Genomic DNA, 17301 nt, shown 5'->3' with positions numbered 1-17301 from the left:
CCCAGCCATGCAACTAGCAAAAAACCCGCCAACTGATGTCCGGGGCGGGTTTCGTGGACGCGATTGTAGCCAAGCCCGCCACTGCGTCTGCAGCGGGTTTCGACGGGGTTTTCCCTCTAGGAAAGGGGCTGCGAGCGGCTTTTGCGCAGCATTAGCCGTTCTGATCGTTCAATTTCCGCAGTTCGCGCAACTTATCCGCGATGCGGATTTCCAGACCCCGTTCCACGGGCTGGTAGAAACCGGGGGGATTCATGCCTTCGGGCAGGTAGTTCTCACCCGCTGCAAAACCGCCCTCTTCATCGTGGGCGTACCGGTAGTTCTTGCCGTAGTCGAGCTCTTTCATGAGCTTGGTCGGCGCATTGCGCAGGTGCATGGGCACGGGGCGTGTGCCGTCCTGCTTCACAAAGGTCTTGGCCTGGTTGAACGCCTTGTAGACGGCGTTCGATTTCGGCGCCACGGCCAGATAGACGATGCACTGGGCCAAGGCCAGCTCGCCCTCGGGCGTTCCCAGCCGCTCGTAGGTTTCGGCAGCATCCAGCGCAAGCCGCAGGGCACGCGGGTCGGCCAGGCCGATGTCCTCCGAGGCCATCCGGATCATTCGCCGCGCCATGTAACGCGGATCGGCGCCTCCGTCGAGCATGCGCACGAACCAGTACAAGGCAGCGTCGGGATCGCTGCCGCGCACGGATTTGTGCAGCGCAGAGATGGTGTCGTAGAACTGCTCGCCGCCCTTGTCGTAGCGGCGCATGCGCTCGCCCAGCACCTTGAGCAGCCATTCGTCGGTGATCTGCCCGAGCTTTTCGCGCGTCGCCGCGACAGCCAGCGTCTCGAGCGTGTTGAGCAGGCGGCGCGCATCACCGTCGGCATAGGCGATGAGGCGGTCGAGTGCAGCCTTCTCGATACCGGGAACCGCGCCGATGCCTTGCGCCTTGGAAACAAGCACGCGCAGGTCGTCATCGCCCAGTGGCTTCAATACGTAGACAGCGGCGCGCGACAGCAACGCGGAGTTGACCTCGAACGACGGGTTCTCCGTCGTCGCGCCGATGAAGGTGAACAGACCCGACTCGACGTGCGGCAGGAACGCGTCCTGCTGGGATTTGTTGAAGCGGTGCACTTCATCGACGAACACGATGGTGCGCTGCGCCTGCAGGCCGTCGCGCGCCTGCGTGGCCAGCTCCACGGCTTCGCGGATTTCCTTCACGCCGCCCAGCACCGCGGAAATGCTGATGAACTGGGCGTCGAACGAATCGGCCATGAGCCGCGCGATGGTGGTCTTGCCAGTACCGGGCGGCCCCCAGAGGATGCAACTGTGCGGCTGCCCCGATTCGAACGCGATACGCAGCGCCATGCCCTCGCCCAGCAGTTGCTGCTGGCCCACGACCTCGCCCAGCGTGCGCGGCCGCAGGCGCTCGGCGAGCGGCTGGTGCCGGGACGCAGGAGCTTGCGCGGGGGAACGGGGTGGCGTCATGAACTGGGGATGCTCGGGTTCGTATGGCTTCGTGTGGCCAATTGACGGCCCTCGCCAGCGAAGGTTAGCATGGCTGCATCCCTTCCGACGGGCTCCTGCCACAAGCGCGGGCCCGGAAACCAACGGCCTTTTCTCACCGACATGCACGAGAGCCATTCAGGTTTTGCTGCGACCGGCATGCCTACCGCCCACGAGCAGATGCACCTGTTCGACCGTTCATGGCAGCGCGCCTGGCGCACGCTGGGCTCGCGCCCTGCATCCGGACTTTTCGAGAAGCTACTCAGTGCCTACGACCAGCCCCATCGCAAGTACCACACGTTGCAGCATCTGGGCGAATGCATCGAGATACTGGAGCCCGTGCTGAACCTCTGCGAGCATGGGGGCGAAGTGGAGGCGGCGCTATGGTTCCATGACGCGGTGTACGAGCCACGACACGCCGGCAACGAACTGGAGAGCGCCGACTGGGCGGTGCGCGAGCTGAAATCCGCCGGTCTCTCGGGCAAGCCGCTGCAGCGTGTGCACGAACTCGTCATGGCCACGCAGCACGCGTCGATGCCGAAGACGCAGGATCAGCAGATCCTGGTGGACGTGGACCTGTCGATCCTGGCAGCTTCGCCCATGCGTTTCTCGGAGTACGAATCGCAGGTTCGCGAGGAGTACGGATGGGTGCCGGGCTGGCTGTTCAGGCACAAGCGGCGCGCGCTCTTGAAAGACTTCCTCTCACGGGACTACATCTACAGCACGGCCCACTTCCGTGAAATGAACGAATCCACGGCGCGGCGCAACCTGGCGCTTGCCATGTAGCACTGCACTCACTGGCGCAGCACGTCGGCACCCGTCGGCGTCTTGAAGTCGAAGGCACCCGCCGGAAGTTGCGGATTCAGTTCAACCTTGCTGAACGTGAGACGCGAACGCTGGCCGAAGCTGTCCAGGATGTCGAGCGCGGCGAGTTCCTTTCCGCGGAATCCGACCTTCACGCTTTGGACCTGTCCGTCCTTCGCCTTGGGCGTGGCCGTTGCCCACTGCAGGCCTTCCGCATCGGGCGCGGCAGTGAGCGTGAAGTCGGCCTGCAGGGCCTGGATGCTCGATGCAGAGGCCAGGATGGCAGCCGGCGTGGCGCCGAGCGCCTGGGCCTGCTGGCGCACGGTCACCTGGTTGAGGTCCACATCGTGCAGCCACAGCGTCTTGCCGTCAGCCACGATGACCTGTGCGAACGGCTTGCTGTATGCGAAACGGAAGCGCCCTGGCCGCTGGAATTCGAACGTGCCAGAGGAGGTTTTCGTACGGGCAGTCTGTCCGTCCTTCACCGGTGCCGTGACGACCTGCGTGAACTCCGCACGCCCCGTCTTCGCGCTGCGCAGGAATTCCTCGAGTACGTCCAGACCGTTTGCCCGCGCCGGCGATGAAGCCACGCCCAATGCCAGCGCAACGGTGAAAAAGGAAAGATAACCGGCTGCTGTCTTCATCTTGCTTGATGTGTTCGCTGTTTTTGAACGTCGATCGTGGCCCGAGTTCGGCCACAGCCCGTTTCAAATTGTTTACTCTGCCCGGGCAGGCACGAGGATTTCGCGCTGGCCGCTGCCGCTCATCGCGCTCACAAGCCCGGCCTTTTCCATGTCCTCGACGAGTCGCGCCGCACGGTTGTAGCCGATCTTCAGGTGGCGCTGCACCAGCGAAATGCTGGCCTTCCGGTTCTTGAGGACGACCTCCACGGCCTGGTCGTACATGGGGTCCTTCTCGCCACCGCTGCCACCGCCTTCGCCCAGCAGGTCGCCATCTTCTCCATCGACAGTGCCACCTTCGAGGACGCCTTCGATGTAGTTCGGCTCCCCCCCTTGTTCCTTCAGGTACGCGACGACACGATGGACCTCGTCGTCGCTGACGAAAGCACCGTGCACGCGGACCGGAAGGCCCGTGCCGCTGGCCATGTAGAGCATGTCGCCCATGCCGAGCAGCGCCTCGGCTCCCATCTGGTCGAGGATGGTGCGGCTGTCGATCTTGCTGCTCACCTGGAACGCGATGCGCGTCGGTATGTTGGCCTTGATGAGGCCGGTGATCACGTCCACGCTCGGGCGTTGCGTCGCCAGGATGAGATGGATGCCGGCCGCGCGCGCCTTCTGTGCGAGCCGGGCGATGAGCTCTTCGATCTTCTTGCCCACCACCATCATCAGGTCGGCCAGTTCATCGATGACGACGACGATGTGCGGCAGGCGCTCCAGCGGCTCGGGTGAGTCCGGCGTCAGGCTGAACGGGTTGTAGATGAACTCGCCCCTGGCTTTGGCGTCGTCGATCTTGTTGTTGTAGCCGCCGAGGTTGCGCACGCCCAGCTTGCTCATGAGCTTGTAGCGGCGCTCCATCTCGGCCACGCACCAGTTCAGGCCGTGCGCGGCCTGGCGCATGTCGGTGACCACAGGCGCCAGCAGGTGCGGGATGCCTTCATAGACCGACATTTCCAGCATCTTCGGATCGATCATCAACAGGCGCACGTCGCGGGCTTCAGCCTTGTAGAGCAGCGACAGGATCATCGCGTTGATACCCACCGACTTGCCCGAACCCGTGGTACCGGCCACCAGCACGTGCGGCATCTTGGCGAGATCGGCCACCACCGGGTTGCCCACGATGTCCTTGCCCAGGCCCATGGTCAACATCGATCTGGCTTCGTTGTAGACCTGTGAGCCCAGGATCTCGCTGAGCTTGATGGACTGGCGCTTGGCGTTCGGCAACTCGAGGGCCATGTAGTTCTTGCCGGGAATCGTCTCGATCACGCGGATGGACACCAGCGAGAGGGAACGCGCCAGGTCTTTCGCGAGGTTCACGATCTGCGAGCCCTTCACGCCAGTGGCCGGTTCGATCTCGTAGCGCGTGATCACCGGCCCGGGTGCCGCCGCCACCACGCGCACTTCGACACCGAAGTCCTTGAGCTTCTTCTCGATGAGGCGGCTGGTCATCTCCAGCGTCTCGGGCGACACCGTTTCCTGCCGCGCCTGCGCACCGTCGAGCAGATCGACCTGTGGCAGCTTGCTGTCGGGCAGCTCGGTGAACAGCGGCTTCTGGCGCTCCTTGGCCACGCGTTCGCTCTTGGGCACTTCGACGAGAACAGGCTCGATCAGCACCGGTGTGGGGTGATGCTCCTCGATCTCCACGCGTTCCACCAGCACGACCTCCTCGCGCTCGCGCGCAGCCTGCTTGCCGATGGCGATGTCCTCGGCCATCTCACGTCGGTCCCGGCGCGTCTCGATCAGCGAGTAAACCCAGCTACCCAGATGCTCCGCCACATGGCTCCAGGAAAAGCGGAACACGAGCGCCGCGCCGATCACGCCCAGCGCAATGCTCACGAGGCCCGCGCCGGTGAAGCCCAGCCACTTCACGGCGAACGGCCCCACCAGATAACCGAGTACCCCGCCGGCATGGCCGGGCAGACGCGGTTCCAGCCGGTAAAGGCGGGCCCACTCGAGTGCGCAACTGGCGGCAAGCAGCAGCGCCAGGCCCAGCCAGAAGCCCCAGCGGCTGGGTCTCTGCGGTGACGCCTGCGTGCGACCGTCGACTTGCACGACCGTGTCGCCACGCATCCAGTTGGCCAGGGCCGACAGCCACGCACGAAGCCCCGCTGCCAGACACCACCACGTCGAAAAGCCGAGAAGGTAGTAACTCGCGTCCGCCAGCCAGGCGCCGATGCGGCCACCCCAATTGCGCAATGCACTGCCACCACCGGAAGTGGAAAACGCAGCATCCGCCGCGGAATGGCTGACCATGGCCAGGAACCAGAAAACGAGAGCGACGAATCCCAGGATGAGACCGATTTCGCTGGCGAAGCGGACGGCGCCGGCACGCTGCGGCGCGGAAGAGGACGATGAGGAAGACAGGGTGTTCAGCGAATAAGTCATACAGAAACAGGTGCCCGCAGAACGACCCGGAGCAACCGGGCGATCACGATCAGCCCAAGGCGGACAGGCGCTCCTTCACCAGCAGCGCGCCATCGTCCCGATTCTCGATGAAACCGCGCTCCTCCAGGTCCTTCATGACGCGGCTTACCATTTCGCGAGAGGCCCCCACCATCTTGGCGATGTCCTGGCGGGAAATCTTGTCGCGGATGACGAGTTCGCCCTCGGCATCGGGCACGGCGAACTCGAGCAGCGCACGGGCGACGCGGCCGTACACGTCCATCAGCGCGAGCGATTCGATCTTGCGGTCGGCATGGCGCAGGCGCTGCACAAGTCCGCGCATCACGGCGTAGGCCATCGAGGTGTTTTCGGGGAGGCAGCGCGCGAATTCGGTGCGACCCAACGTCAACACATCGGTTTGCACTTCGGCACGGACGGTGGCGGAATGCGGCTCGTTGTCGATGAGGCTCATTTCGCCCACATGGTCACCGGGGTGCAGGGTCGCGAGGATCACTTCGCGACCGCGTGAATCGGACGTCATCACGCGGGCACGGCCCGTGAGGAGGATGAACAGCGCGTTGGACTTCTTGCCCTGTTCGACGATGAATTCGCCGCGCTTGAAGCGCCGCTTGACGATGGCACCTGCCACCGATTCGGCCTGCGCCGCCGTCAGCATCGAGAACAGCGGCACCCGTCGAATCAACTCCAGGTTGGACAACATCGACATCTCTTATCCCCCAGCGTGTATGTGTGGTGCGATGGCTTCTTACAATCGCACTGATTGATAAAGCAAACCTCCAGGCCCGGCCGCAAGGTTGATACTCCAGCTTCCATCCCAAAATGTACACGGAGCCAGCACTCGCCCTGGCATTTTTACCATGTCTGACAACAAACACGCCAAAGTCCTGATCCTCGGTTCCGGCCCCGCTGGCTACACGGCTGCCGTGTACGCGGCCCGTGCCAACCTCAACCCGGTGCTGATCACCGGCATTGCACAAGGTGGCCAGCTCATGACGACCACGGAAGTGGACAACTGGCCCGCAGACGTCCACGGCGTGCAGGGCCCTGAACTCATGCAGCGTTTTCTCGAGCATGCAGAGCGCTTCAAGACCGAGATCGTGTTCGACCACATCAACGAAGTCGACTTCAGCAAGCGTCCGTTCACGCTCAAGGGCGACAGCGGCACTTACACCTGCGACACGCTGATCCTGGCGACCGGTGCGTCTGCACAGTACCTGGGCCTGCCGTCCGAAACCGCGTTCATGGGCAAGGGCATCTCTGCCTGCGCCACCTGCGACGGGTTCTTCTACCGCGACCAGATCTGCAGCGTGGTCGGTGGCGGCAACACGGCCGTGGAAGAAGCGCTGTACCTCTCCAACATCGCCAGCAAGGTGTATCTGGTCCATCGCCGCGACAAGTTCAAGGCCGAGGCCATCCTGATCGACAAGGTCATGGACAAGGTCCGCGAAGGCAAGATCGCCCTGAAACTGGACGCCACGCTGGACGAGGTGCTGGGCGATCAGACCGGTGTGACGGGTATCCGCCTCAAGAGCACCAAGACCGGCGCCACTGAAGTGGTGGACGTGAAGGGTTGCTTCATCGCCATCGGCCATCGCCCCAACACCGAGATTTTCCAGGGCCAGCTGGACATGAAGGACGGTTACATCGTCACCCGCTCGGGTCTGCAGGGTTTCGCCACGATGACCAGCGTGCCGGGTGTTTTCGCCGCCGGCGACGTCCAGGATCACGTGTACCGCCAGGCCATCACCAGCGCCGGAACCGGCTGCATGGCGGCCCTCGATGCGCAGCGCTTCCTGGAAAACAACTGACTGGCTGACCTTTCCCGAGGCGACCATGGTCGCTTTTGCTGTGGTCTGGCTTTCGCGCTATAATCGACGGCTTTGCTGGGATTGCGCCAGCCGGTCACCGCCCCCGAAGTGGCGAGGTGAGGCCAGTCACTCGAGCGACCTGCAGTCGCGCCGGGAGACAGGCCGGTTTGAAGGAGTGCTGAAATGGCACGCGTCTGCGAAGTAACGGGCAAAGGCCCGATGGTCGGAAACAACGTTTCCCACGCCAACAACAAAACCAAGCGCCGGTTCATGCCGAACCTGCAATATCGCCGCTTCTGGGTCGAGACCGAAAACCGCTGGGTTCGCCTGCGTGTTTCGAGCGCTGCACTGCGCCTGATCGACAAGAATGGCATCGACGCCGTGCTCGCAGACCTGCGCGCACGCGGCCAAGCTTAAGGAGCACGAACATGGCAAGCAAAGGCGGACGCGAAAAGATCAAGCTGGAATCCACGGCCGGCACCGGTCACTTCTACACGACCAGCAAGAACAAGAAGACCATGCCCGAGAAGATGTCGATCATGAAGTTCGACCCCAAGGCTCGCAAGCATGTCGAATACAAGGAAATCAAGCTGAAGTAATTCGGCGGTTCCTTGAACAGAAAAGCCCCGCACTGCGGGGCTTTTTCATTGCCGGCCCTCAAGAAGAGGGGGCGGCCCAGTTCAGGCTTGATCAGGCATGCGCAGAACGCAGGCGCATGGAGAACTCCCGAAGCGCGGCAATGCCGCTTTCTTCGGCGCGATGACACCAGGCCTGCAGATCCGCAGCCAGTTGCTCGCGCGAGTGCGAGGTGTTCAGCCACATCTGGCGCAGTTCTTCGCGCATGGTCATCATCTTGTCCAGCACCGGATGGTCCGCACGGGCCTGTGCGAGGTGCGGACGGGCAGCTGCCGGCACCTTGTCGTCGTCACGGTGCATCCAGCGCCTGGCGGCCTTCAGCACCGACAAATCGGCGCCGCGCGCTTTCACCACGGCAATTTCGTCCTTGCAGGCACGGCGCATTTCGCGCGCATAGCCCGCCATGACCTCATAGCGGTTGGCGATCACTGCCTCGAGCGTCTTCTCGTCCGCCACGGGCTTGATATCCCCCAGTTGGAGCTTCGGGGGCGTCTTCTTGACCTTGGCCCAGCCCAGTTTCTGGAACAGACTGATGTAAGCCCAGCCGATGTCGAACTCGTACGGCTTGACCGAGAATTTGGCCGACGTCGGGTAGGTGTGGTGGTTGTTGTGCAGTTCTTCGCCGCCGATGATGAAACCGACGGGAGAAATGTTGGTGCTGGCGTCCGCCGCTTCGAAATTGCGATAGCCCCAGTAGTGGCCGATGCCGTTGATGATGCCGGCCGCGGTGATGGGAATCCAGAGCATCTGCACGGCCCACACCGCAGCGCCGACGGCGCCGAACAGTGCGAGATCAAGAATGAGCATCAGGCCGACACCCTGCCAGCCAAAGCGCGTATAGACGTTGCGCTCCATCCAGTCGTCAGGCGTCCCATGGCCGAACTTGACCATGGTTTCCTTGTTCTTGGCTTCCGCGCGATAAAGTTCCGCACCGCGCCACAGCACAGTGTCGATGCCCCGCGTCTGCGGGCTGTGCGGATCGTCCTCGGTCTCGCACTTGGCGTGGTGCTTGCGGTGGATGGCGACCCACTCCTTGGTCACCATGCCCGTGCCGACCCACAGCCAGAAGCGGAAGAAGTGTGACGGGATCGGGCCGAGGTCCATGGCGCGGTGTGCCTGGGTGCGGTGAAGGAAGATCGTGACCGCCGCGATGGTGACGTGCGTCGTCGCCAGCGTGTAGAGGACGATCTGCCACCACCGCAGGTCCCACAGACCATTGGCGAGCCAGTCGATTGCCGCGTTCAGCACGGCCCAGTCAGGTAGCAGCATAGGGTTCAGGTTTCCTCAACGACAGACAGGGTGATCTGGTGCTGTGTTCATGGTTTGCAAGCATTTTAGGTCTTTAGCCCCTGTAACAGGAGTATTTCCCCTCTAATTCGGGCCATTTCAGTGACCCGCCGCCTGCTGCCGCATCTTTCAACGGCCGCAGGACTACTTTCGTTGCCAGACTGCGGCAAAAAAACCGTCCGTCCCGTGCATATGGGGCCACAGGCGCAGATATTCGCCACCGCTCGACGGGCCCTTGCACAGGCCGGCCGCACCGTCCACCTTGAGATCGGACAACAGCGTGGCGGCGTCCATGGGTTCGAAATCGCGGTTCGCCTGCGTAAAAGCCTGGGCAATGGCTTCGTTTTCCTCCGGCAGGACGCTGCATGTGGCATAGACAAGCCGACCGCCCGGTTTCAGCAGGCGCGCCGCACTTTGCAGAATCGCCGTCTGCTTGGCAGTCATTTCCTGTATGGCCTGCGGTGACTGGCGCCACTTGAGGTCCGGGTTGCGGCGCAGCGTGCCGAGGCCGGAACAGGGCGCATCCACCAGCACACGGTCGATCTTGCCTGCCAGCCGCTTGATGCGGTCGTCCCGCTCATGCGCGATGGCGGCCGGATGAACGTTCGACAACTTGCTGCGTGCCAGGCGCGGCTTCAAGGCGTCCAGCCGGTGTGCGGACACGTCGAATGCATAGAGCCGCCCCGTGCTGCGCATGGATGCGCCAATCGCCAGCGTCTTGCCACCGGCACCGGCGCAGAAATCCACCACCATCTCGCCACGTCCGGCGTCCAGCAGAAGCGCCAGCAATTGCGAGCCTTCGTCCTGCACTTCGATGGCGCCACGGGCGAACGCATCGAGTTTCGTCAGCGCCGGTTTGCCATCGATACGCAGGCCCCAGGGCGAATGAGGCGTGAGGCTGGCCGGAATGCCCGCCAGCTTGAGTTCCTTCTGGACATCGGCGCGTTTGTCGGTGAGGGCATTGACGCGCAAGTCCAGCGCCGCGGGTTGCTCCAGGCTGGCCACCAGCGCCCAGAAGCCCTCGTCGCCCAGTTGCGCCTTCAGCGGACCCACCAGCCACTCGGGCAGGTTGTGCTGATGGCGCTCGAGCAGGTCTTTCACATTCACGGCATCGCACTGATCCAGCCAGTTCCGTTCCTGCTCTGTGAGCGCACTTTTCAGGTAATCGCGCGGGCCATGAAAACCCAGGATCGCCATGCGCCGTTGTTTCGGGCCGGTTCCGGAAGGGGAGAGATGATCGAAGAGCAACTTCTTGCGCAGGACTGTGTAGGCGGTCTCCGCCAGCGTGGCCCGCTCGCGCGGCCCCAGTTCGCGGTGGTCGCGGAAGAAGCGCGACACCACGGCGTCGGCAGGATGATCGAATTTCAGGACGAGGCCGACGAGATCGGAACACGCCTCCAGCAAGGCTTTAGGATGCATGGTCCCGATTGTCCCACCCCCTGACCATGAGCGAACCGCTGCCCGCCCTCATCGAAGTGCCGAAAGGTCTTTACCGCCACTACAAGGGCGGCATGTACGAAGTCATCGACACGGTACGGCACAGCGAATCGCTGGAGCCGATGACCTTGTATCGCGCGCTCTACGGGGACCGTGGCCTGTGGGTGCGGCCGGCGGGCATGTTCCTGGAAACCATCGTGCACGAAGGCGTGGAGCAGCCGCGCTTCTTGCGCATCGTCTCCGGAAATCAGGCACCTGCCAGCAGCCGCTCCACGGCGCGCGGATAGATGATGTGCTCCTGCGTGAGCACGCGTGCGGCCAATGTTCCGCCGGTGTCGCCGGCCAACACAGGCACGACGGCCTGCTCCAGGATCGGACCGTGGTCCAGATCGGCGGTGACACGGTGCACCGTCGCCCCGGCAAAACGACACCCGGCCTCGATGGCGCGCTCGTGCGTCTTCAGTCCGGGGAATGCCGGCAGCAGCGACGGATGGATGTTGACCAGCCGCCCCTCGTAGTGCGCAACGAAAGCAGGTGTGAGGATGCGCATGAAGCCAGCCAGCACCACGAGCGCGGGCGTGTGCCTGTCGATGGCTGCGATCAGCGCGGCATCGAATGCATCGCGCCCCTCATACGCCTTGTGATCGACGACCTCCGTCGCGATGCCCTCCCCGCGCGCACCCGCCAGCCCCGCGGCATCGGGGCGGTTGCTGATGACCGCGCAAACCTTCGCGCCGAAGCGCTCGGCCCAGCGGCCCCGCCGTGCGGCGCGCACGATGGCTTCCATGTTGGAGCCCGCGCCAGAGATGAGGATGACGATGTTCTTCTGCATGACTGGCGCGGATTATCCGTGCCAACCCGCGCGTCATGTCGCCCTTCGGACACACCGCAAACGCACGACCGTGCTAAAACCGCACTCCTCAGGAGACAAACCTCATGGACTTGGCTTTCACCCCCGAGGAACAGAAGTTCCGCGAAGACATCCGCGCATGGGTGCACGACAACCTGCCCAAGGACATCGCGCACAAAGTCCACAATGCCCTGCGCCTCTCGCGCGACGATCTCCAGCGCTGGGCCAAGATCCTCGGCAAGAAAGGCTGGCTCGGCTATGGCTGGCCGAAGCAGTTCGGCGGCCCGGGCTGGACCGCCGTGCAGAAGCACCTGTTCGAGGAAGAAACAGCGCTCGCCGGGGCGCCGCGCATCGTGCCTTTCGGGCCCGTCATGGTGGCGCCAGTCATCATGGCGTTCGGCTCGCCTGAACAACACCAACGCTTCCTGCCGGGCATCGCCAGCGGTGAGGTCTGGTGGAGCCAGGGCTACAGCGAACCGGGTTCGGGCTCCGATCTTGCATCGTTGAAGACGCGTGCCGAGCGAGTCAGTGACGGCAAGGGCGACAGGTTCATCGTCAATGGCCAGAAAACGTGGACCACGCTGGGCCAGTACGGTGACTGGATCTTCTGCCTCGTGCGCACCAGCACCGAAGGCAAGCCGCAGACAGGCATCAGCTTCCTGCTGATCGACATGAAGTCACCCGGCGTCACCGTGCGTCCGATCATCATGCTCGACGGCGAACATGAAGTGAACGAGGTGTTCTTCGACAACGTCGAAGTGCCTGCAGAAAACCTCATCGGCGAAGAGAACAAGGGCTGGACCTATGCCAAGCACCTGCTCAGCCACGAGCGCACCAACATTGCCGACGTGAACAGGGCCAAGCGCGAACTGGAGCACCTCAAGCGCATCGCGAAGTCCGAAGGTGTGCATGACGACCTCCGCTTCCGCGACGAGATCGCCAAGCTCGAGGTCGACGTCGTCGCGCTGGAAATGCTGGTGCTGCGTGTTCTCTCGGCCGAGAAGTCGGGCAAGAATTCGCTGGACATCGCCGGCTTGCTGAAGATCCGCGGCAGCGAAATCCAGCAACGCTACACCGAACTCATGATGCTGGCCTGCGGCCCCTACAGCCTGCCCTTCATCCAGGAAGCGATGGAAGCAGGCTGGCAAGGAGACCACGTGGGTGCCGCGTATTGCGCACCACTGGCCTCCACCTACTTCAACTATCGCAAGACCACGATTTACGGCGGCAGCAACGAAGTGCAGCGCAACATCGTCGCGCAAACGGTTCTGGGCTGACACGAGAGGAAGACACCATGGATTTCGATTTCTCCGACGACCAGGAACAGCTGCGCGACGCCGTGCGCAAGTGGGTGGACAAGGCGTACGACTTCGAGCGCCGGCGCGCAGCCGTGAAGGCAGGCGGCTTCGACAGGCGTACATGGGAAGAGATCGCGGGCCTCGGCCTTGCCGGTCTCTACATTGCCGAGGCCGACGGCGGCATGGGCATGGGTCCTGTCGAGGCCATGGTGGCCATGGAAGAACTGGGGCGCGGCATCGTGCTGGAGCCGCTGCCGCAGGCGCTCATATCGGGCGCCGTGATCTCTTCCTACGCCCCGCAGGACGTGAAGGATGCATGGCTCGGCCGTATCGCCAGCGGTGAGGCTATGGTGGTGCTGGCGCACCAGGAGCGACGCGCGCGCCATCGCCTCGACGTCTGCGACACGCGGGCTACGCAGAAGGATGGCGCATGGACCATCTCGGGCGCCAAGAGCATCGTGCCCGCCGGCGATCAGGCGGATGCATTCATCGTACCCGCCGTTGCAGGCGGCAAGCTCGCGCTGTTCCTCGTGGAACGCAGCGCTGTCGGTGTGACCACACGCGGCTACGTCACGCAGGACGGCAGCCGCGCGGCGGAAGTGTCCTTCAGCCAGACACCGGCGGTGCGCATCACCGAATCAGGACAGGCAGTGCTGGAACATGCGGTGGACATCGGTATCGCCGCGCTCTGCGCCGAAGCCGTGGGTACCATGGACAGGACGCTCGCGCTCACCGTTGAATACATGAACACGCGCAAGCAGTTCGGCGTGGTCATCGCGAGCTTCCAGGCGCTGCGCCACCGCGTGGCGGACATGAAGATGCAGCTCGAACTCGCGCGCTCCATGAGCTACTACGCGACGCTCAAACTCAACGCGCCGGCCGACGAACGCCGTCGCGCCATGGCGCGCGCCAAATACCAGCTCGGCGTTTCCATGCGTTTCGTGGGCCAGCAATCGGTGCAGCTGCATGGGGGCATCGGCGTGACGGACGAATACGTGGGCAGCCACTACTTCAAGCGCCTCACGCAGATGGAAATGACCTTCGGCGACACGCTGCATCATCTGGGCGAAGTGTCTGCCCGCATGCAGGACACGGCCGGCGTGTTCGCCTGACGCTGCGTGGACCGGACATCCAATCCTTTTTTGTTTCGCTCCGGCTGAAAAGCGAGGTCAGGCATCGATTGGGGATGACCTGCTTCAGCCTCAGCGGAACACCACTGTTCTGGTGTCGTTGCGGAGGATTCGGTGTTCCGCATGCCATCGGACGGCGCGCGCCAGCACGGCGCATTCGACATCGCGCCCCTGCGCGGTCAGCGCGTCCGCGTTCATGGTGTGGTCCACGCGCACGATGCCCTGTTCGATGATCGGGCCCTCGTCGAGATCGGCCGTCACATAGTGCGCGGTGGCGCCCACCAGCTTCACGCCGCGTTCATAGGCCTGCCGGTAGGGGCTTGCTCCTTTGAAGCTCGGAAGAAACGAATGGTGGATGTTGATCACACGCCCCTGCAACTGCGTGCACAGGTCCGCTGACAGGATCTGCATGTAGCGCGCCAGCACCATCAGCTCGATTCCTTCCTGCTTCACCACGTTCATCAGTTGTGTTTCCGCCAGCGCCTTGGTGCCTGGCGTGACCGCAATCAGGTGGAACGGAATGCCATACGACGCAGCCAGGCTCGCGTGGTCGTCATGGTTGGAGACGATGCCGCGGATATCTACCGGCAGCAAGCCACTCTTCCAGCGGAAGACCAGATCGTTGAGGCAGTGACCCAGCTTTGACACGAGGATCAGCGTGCGCATGCGATGCGCCGTGTCCGCCAGTTCCCAGGCCATGTCGAACTGCAGGGCCATGGTGGCCACAGCCAGGCGCAGTGCATTGGCATTGCCGGTGGTCCCGTCAGTCGCGTCGAACGCCACGCGCATGAAAAACCGACCAGACGTGCGGTCCGATGCTTGCGAGGCTTCGGTGATGTTGTACCCGTGCTGTACGAGCAGGGCAGAAACGGCGTGGACGATTCCGGGGCGGTCAGGGCAGGCAAGGGTGAGGATGAAGGCCATATCGAGCTTGTCACGGGATTGGGAACGTGACATACTATACCGAACAAATGTTCGTTAATCGAACAACTTGATTTTTTCAGACCCAAGCCATGCTCGAGAAATCCGGGGAATCAATGCATGCGGACACGCTCGCCGTGCACGCGGGCCGCAACCCGACCGCCCACGGCGGCACGGTGAACGTGCCGGTCTGGCGGGCCTCGACCATTTGCTTTCCGGACATGGCTTCGCTGCAGCATGCGCGGCAAAACCCCGATACGGAAATCAGCTATGGCATTTACGGCACGCCTACGGTGCGCGCGCTGCAGGATGCCGTGGCGCAAATGGAAGGCGGCCATCGCGCATTGGTGGCATCGTCAGGCCTTGCCGCCATCTCGGCCGCCATCCTCGCGTTCGCGTCGCCGGGCGACCACATCCTCATGGTCGACAGCGTGTATGGCCCGACCCGGCGCCTGTGCGACCAGGGGCTTTCGCGCCTGGGCATTTCGGTGACGTATTACGACCCCCTGGAGAGTGAGCCCGGTGGGTTGATCCGACCCGAGACGAAACTCATCTATGCCGAGTCGCCCGGATCACAAACCTTCGAAGTGCAGGACATCCCGGCGCTCGCCGCGGTGGCCCGGTCAGCCGGCATCCCGCTGCTGCTCGACAACTCATGGGGAACGCCCTATCACTTCGCATCTTTCCGGCACGGTGTGGACATCTCCATCCATGCGGCGACCAAATACATCGCGGGGCATTCGGATGTGATGCTCGGACTCGTGGTGGCCAACGAGCGCTGGTATCCGCAACTGCGCGAGCACATGGTGCTGCACGGCATGTGTGCTTCGCCTGACGACTGTTATCTGGCACTGCGTGGCCTGCGCACCATCGGTGCGCGACTCAAGCAACAGTCTGCCGCCGCGCTGCACATTGCACAGTGGCTGCAGCAGCAGCCGCAGGTGGCGTCCGTGCTGCATCCGGCCTTGCCGGGTTTTGCGGGGCACGCCCTGTGGAAGCGTGACTTCACAGGTGCTGCCAGCCTGTTCGCCGTCGAGCTGCGCACGCAGTCTGAAGCTGCGGTGCGCGCGATGGTAGAGGGCATGTCTCTGTTTGCCATCGGTGCGAGCTGGGGCGGGTTCGAGAGTCTCGTCTTTCCGGCTTATCCGGGCCCGGAGCGCGCGCTGCGACCGTGGACCGGCGGACAACTGGTTCGGCTGCACATCGGACTCGAAGAGCCGGGTGATCTCGTTGCCGACCTGGCTGCGGGCCTGGTCCGGGCGCAGGCCCATCCCGATTGGGCGACTGTATGACGGACCACAAGACCGACCGCTATTCACTGCTTAATCTCGCCCGCAAGGCGTTGCGCGGCCATGAAGACTGGAAGCCCGTGTGGCGCAACCCGGCGCCCAAGCCTCGGTACGACGTCGTCATCATCGGCGGTGGCGGGCACGGACTGGCCACGGCCTACTACCTCGCCAAAGTGCACGGCATCACCAACGTGGCAGTGCTCGAAAAGGGTTGGCTTGGCGGTGGCAACACCGGCCGCAACACCACCATCGTCCGATCCAACTACCTGCTACCGGCCAACACGCGCCTCTACGACTTCTCGCTCAAGCTATGGGAAGGCCTGAGCGAAGAGCTGAACTACAACGTCATGTTCAGCCAGCGCGGTGTGCTGACACTCACGCACGGCGTATCGGAGCTCACCGCGCAGATGCGACTGGGCAATGCGATGCGGCTGGCCGGCGTCGACGCGCGTGTGATGAACCTGGACGAGATCGCCCGCGAAGTGCCGCTGCTTGACTGCTCCGATCAGGTACGTTATCCCATCGTGGGCGGCATGCTGCAGGAACGCGGTGGCACGGCCCGCCACGATGCCGTGGCCTGGGGCTACGCACGCGCAGCGGATGCACGCGGCGTGGACATCATCCAGAACTGCGAGGTCACCGGCATACGTCGTGAAGACGGCAAAGTCACCGGTGTGGAGACCTCGCGCGGCTTCATCGCCGCGCCGAAGATCGGCATCTGCGTCGCCGGCAATTCCGGCGTGCTGGCCGAGATGGCCGGCCTGCGCCTGCCGATGGAAAGTCATGTTCTGCAGGCCATGGTGACCGAGCCGGTGAAGCCGGTGCTCGACAAGGTGATCATCTCGCGCGCCTGGCACTTCTACATCAGCCAGTCCGACAAGGGAGAGTTGGTGATGGGGGCCGATCTCGACGGCTACAACTCTTATGCACAGCGCGGCGGCCCCAACGTCATCGACCACGTGGTGCGAGGCTGCCTCGAACTGTTTCCGGCGTTCGGGCGACTGAAGATGATGCGCACCTGGGGCGGCATCATGGACATGACCATGGACGGCAGCCCGATCATCGGCAAGATGCCATTGGGCGGCCTCTACCTCAACGGCGGCTGGTGCTATGGAGGCTTCAAGGCGACACCGGGTGCGGCCTGGACGTTCGCCCACACCATTGCCAACGACGCACCGCACGAGATCAATGCGCCGTTCTCGCTGGACCGTTTTGCATCCGGCCGAACGCTGGATGAGCGAGGCTCCGGCCCGTTCCCGTGGCTTCACTGAAAGT

The 17301-nt window shown here is 63.5% G+C and carries 17 protein-coding genes; 9 read left to right on the top strand and 8 right to left on the bottom strand.

Annotated features, from left to right (window positions below; all coding sequences use genetic code 11):
* Positions 1 to 151: 151 nt before the first annotated feature.
* On the bottom strand, positions 152 to 1468 hold the full coding sequence (locus ACO2Q9_RS14335; RefSeq protein WP_423312458.1) for a replication-associated recombination protein A: 1317 nt from the start codon (positions 1466 to 1468) through the stop codon (positions 152 to 154).
* A 177-nt stretch (positions 1469 to 1645) separates the two neighbouring features.
* Here ACO2Q9_RS14335 and ACO2Q9_RS14330 point away from each other — a divergent pair, with 177 nt between their 5' ends.
* Positions 1646 to 2272: an N-methyl-D-aspartate receptor NMDAR2C subunit gene (locus ACO2Q9_RS14330; protein WP_423312457.1), complete on the top strand. Its 627-nt coding sequence runs from the start codon at positions 1646 to 1648 to the stop codon at positions 2270 to 2272.
* An 8-nt stretch (positions 2273 to 2280) separates the two neighbouring features.
* Here ACO2Q9_RS14330 and lolA read toward each other — a convergent pair whose 3' ends face one another.
* The 3 genes from lolA to ACO2Q9_RS14315 form a co-directional block, all read right to left on the bottom strand.
* Positions 2281 to 2934 carry an outer membrane lipoprotein chaperone LolA gene (gene lolA, locus ACO2Q9_RS14325; RefSeq protein ID WP_423312456.1) on the bottom strand — a complete coding sequence of 218 codons (654 nt, stop codon included), beginning with the start codon at positions 2932 to 2934 and terminating at the stop codon, positions 2281 to 2283.
* Between the two features lie 72 nt (positions 2935 to 3006).
* Positions 3007 to 5352, bottom strand: coding sequence for a DNA translocase FtsK (locus ACO2Q9_RS14320; protein ID WP_423312455.1), 2346 nt, complete (start codon positions 5350 to 5352; stop codon positions 3007 to 3009).
* Positions 5353 to 5401: 49 nt separating this feature from the next.
* A complete protein-coding gene (locus ACO2Q9_RS14315; RefSeq protein ID WP_423312454.1) occupies positions 5402 to 6076 on the bottom strand; it encodes a Crp/Fnr family transcriptional regulator in 675 nt (224 codons plus the stop codon).
* A 151-nt stretch (positions 6077 to 6227) separates the two neighbouring features.
* On the opposite strand from ACO2Q9_RS14315, the gene trxB reads away from it, so the two are divergent.
* The 3 genes from trxB to rpmG all read left to right on the top strand — a co-directional run bounded on the left by trxB (position 6228) and on the right by rpmG (position 7777).
* On the top strand, positions 6228 to 7178 hold the full coding sequence (trxB, locus tag ACO2Q9_RS14310; RefSeq protein ID WP_423312453.1) for a thioredoxin-disulfide reductase: 951 nt from the start codon (positions 6228 to 6230) through the stop codon (positions 7176 to 7178).
* Between the two features lie 183 nt (positions 7179 to 7361).
* Positions 7362 to 7595, top strand: a complete 234-nt coding sequence (gene rpmB / locus ACO2Q9_RS14305) for a 50S ribosomal protein L28 (protein ID WP_093381525.1) — start codon at positions 7362 to 7364, stop codon at positions 7593 to 7595.
* Positions 7596 to 7606: 11 nt separating this feature from the next.
* On the top strand, positions 7607 to 7777 hold the full coding sequence (rpmG, locus tag ACO2Q9_RS14300; RefSeq protein WP_019425810.1) for a 50S ribosomal protein L33: 171 nt from the start codon (positions 7607 to 7609) through the stop codon (positions 7775 to 7777).
* Between the two features lie 91 nt (positions 7778 to 7868).
* Here the strand turns inward: rpmG and ACO2Q9_RS14295 are convergent, their stop codons facing one another.
* Positions 7869 to 9083, bottom strand: coding sequence for a DesA family fatty acid desaturase (locus ACO2Q9_RS14295; RefSeq protein ID WP_423312452.1), 1215 nt, complete (start codon positions 9081 to 9083; stop codon positions 7869 to 7871).
* 162 nt (positions 9084 to 9245) lie between these two features.
* A complete protein-coding gene (locus ACO2Q9_RS14290) occupies positions 9246 to 10520 on the bottom strand; it encodes an RsmB/NOP family class I SAM-dependent RNA methyltransferase (protein WP_423312451.1) in 1275 nt (424 codons plus the stop codon).
* A gap of 26 nt (positions 10521 to 10546) precedes the next feature.
* Here ACO2Q9_RS14290 and ACO2Q9_RS14285 point away from each other — a divergent pair, with 26 nt between their 5' ends.
* Positions 10547 to 10825, top strand: coding sequence for a DUF1653 domain-containing protein (locus ACO2Q9_RS14285; protein WP_423312450.1), 279 nt, complete (start codon positions 10547 to 10549; stop codon positions 10823 to 10825).
* Here ACO2Q9_RS14285 and purN read toward each other — a convergent pair.
* Positions 10786 to 11370 carry a phosphoribosylglycinamide formyltransferase gene (gene purN / locus ACO2Q9_RS14280; RefSeq protein ID WP_423312449.1) on the bottom strand — a complete coding sequence of 195 codons (585 nt, stop codon included), beginning with the start codon at positions 11368 to 11370 and terminating at the stop codon, positions 10786 to 10788. The two genes, ACO2Q9_RS14285 and purN, sit on opposite strands and share 40 nt — an antisense overlap.
* A gap of 104 nt (positions 11371 to 11474) precedes the next feature.
* Between purN and ACO2Q9_RS14275 the strand changes: the two genes are divergently transcribed.
* Together ACO2Q9_RS14275 and ACO2Q9_RS14270 are read left to right on the top strand one after the other, a co-directional pair.
* A complete protein-coding gene (locus ACO2Q9_RS14275; protein WP_423312448.1) occupies positions 11475 to 12665 on the top strand; it encodes an acyl-CoA dehydrogenase family protein in 1191 nt (396 codons plus the stop codon).
* 17 nt (positions 12666 to 12682) lie between these two features.
* Positions 12683 to 13798, top strand: a complete 1116-nt coding sequence (locus tag ACO2Q9_RS14270) for an acyl-CoA dehydrogenase family protein (protein ID WP_423312447.1) — start codon at positions 12683 to 12685, stop codon at positions 13796 to 13798.
* Positions 13799 to 13888: 90 nt separating this feature from the next.
* Here ACO2Q9_RS14270 and purU read toward each other — a convergent pair whose 3' ends face one another.
* The gene (gene purU, locus ACO2Q9_RS14265) at positions 13889 to 14773 is read right to left on the bottom strand and encodes a formyltetrahydrofolate deformylase (RefSeq protein ID WP_423312446.1); all 885 of its coding nucleotides are present in this window, start codon (positions 14771 to 14773) and stop codon (positions 13889 to 13891) included.
* Between the two features lie 56 nt (positions 14774 to 14829).
* Between purU and metC the strand changes: the two genes are divergently transcribed.
* Positions 14830 to 16029 (top strand): cystathionine beta-lyase, encoded by a 1200-nt coding sequence (gene metC / locus ACO2Q9_RS14260; RefSeq protein ID WP_423312445.1) that lies wholly within the window; start codon positions 14830 to 14832, stop codon positions 16027 to 16029.
* Positions 16026 to 17297: a sarcosine oxidase subunit beta family protein gene (locus tag ACO2Q9_RS14255; RefSeq protein ID WP_423312444.1), complete on the top strand. Its 1272-nt coding sequence runs from the start codon at positions 16026 to 16028 to the stop codon at positions 17295 to 17297. Before metC ends, ACO2Q9_RS14255 begins: the two co-directional genes overlap by 4 nt.
* Positions 17298 to 17301 lie beyond the last annotated feature (4 nt).

Origin of the sequence: Variovorax sp. VNK109 (assembly GCF_049445855.1) — a bacterium.
GTDB lineage: Bacteria > Pseudomonadota > Gammaproteobacteria > Burkholderiales > Burkholderiaceae_C > JAGOCV01.
This window is presented reverse-complemented; position numbering and strand designations above follow the sequence as displayed.

What these genes read in the sequence shown, in the direction of transcription:
- ACO2Q9_RS14255 (WP_423312444.1), top strand. Translation starts at nt 16,026, where the DNA reads ATGACGGACCACAAGACCGACCGCTATTCACTGCTTAATCTCGCCCGC.
- ACO2Q9_RS14275 (WP_423312448.1), top strand. Translation starts at nt 11,475, where the DNA reads ATGGACTTGGCTTTCACCCCCGAGGAACAGAAGTTCCGCGAAGACATC.
- ACO2Q9_RS14270 (WP_423312447.1), top strand. Translation starts at nt 12,683, where the DNA reads ATGGATTTCGATTTCTCCGACGACCAGGAACAGCTGCGCGACGCCGTG.
- ACO2Q9_RS14290 (WP_423312451.1), bottom strand. Translation starts at nt 10,520, where the DNA reads ATGCATCCTAAAGCCTTGCTGGAGGCGTGTTCCGATCTCGTCGGCCTC.
- trxB (WP_423312453.1), top strand. Translation starts at nt 6,228, where the DNA reads ATGTCTGACAACAAACACGCCAAAGTCCTGATCCTCGGTTCCGGCCCC.
- lolA (WP_423312456.1), bottom strand. Translation starts at nt 2,934, where the DNA reads ATGAAGACAGCAGCCGGTTATCTTTCCTTTTTCACCGTTGCGCTGGCA.
- ACO2Q9_RS14295 (WP_423312452.1), bottom strand. Translation starts at nt 9,083, where the DNA reads ATGCTGCTACCTGACTGGGCCGTGCTGAACGCGGCAATCGACTGGCTC.
- rpmG (WP_019425810.1), top strand. Translation starts at nt 7,607, where the DNA reads ATGGCAAGCAAAGGCGGACGCGAAAAGATCAAGCTGGAATCCACGGCC.
- metC (WP_423312445.1), top strand. Translation starts at nt 14,830, where the DNA reads ATGCTCGAGAAATCCGGGGAATCAATGCATGCGGACACGCTCGCCGTG.
- ACO2Q9_RS14315 (WP_423312454.1), bottom strand. Translation starts at nt 6,076, where the DNA reads ATGTCGATGTTGTCCAACCTGGAGTTGATTCGACGGGTGCCGCTGTTC.
- purU (WP_423312446.1), bottom strand. Translation starts at nt 14,773, where the DNA reads ATGTCACGTTCCCAATCCCGTGACAAGCTCGATATGGCCTTCATCCTC.
- ACO2Q9_RS14335 (WP_423312458.1), bottom strand. Translation starts at nt 1,468, where the DNA reads ATGACGCCACCCCGTTCCCCCGCGCAAGCTCCTGCGTCCCGGCACCAG.
- purN (WP_423312449.1), bottom strand. Translation starts at nt 11,370, where the DNA reads ATGCAGAAGAACATCGTCATCCTCATCTCTGGCGCGGGCTCCAACATG.
- rpmB (WP_093381525.1), top strand. Translation starts at nt 7,362, where the DNA reads ATGGCACGCGTCTGCGAAGTAACGGGCAAAGGCCCGATGGTCGGAAAC.
- ACO2Q9_RS14320 (WP_423312455.1), bottom strand. Translation starts at nt 5,352, where the DNA reads ATGACTTATTCGCTGAACACCCTGTCTTCCTCATCGTCCTCTTCCGCG.
- ACO2Q9_RS14330 (WP_423312457.1), top strand. Translation starts at nt 1,646, where the DNA reads ATGCCTACCGCCCACGAGCAGATGCACCTGTTCGACCGTTCATGGCAG.
- ACO2Q9_RS14285 (WP_423312450.1), top strand. Translation starts at nt 10,547, where the DNA reads ATGAGCGAACCGCTGCCCGCCCTCATCGAAGTGCCGAAAGGTCTTTAC.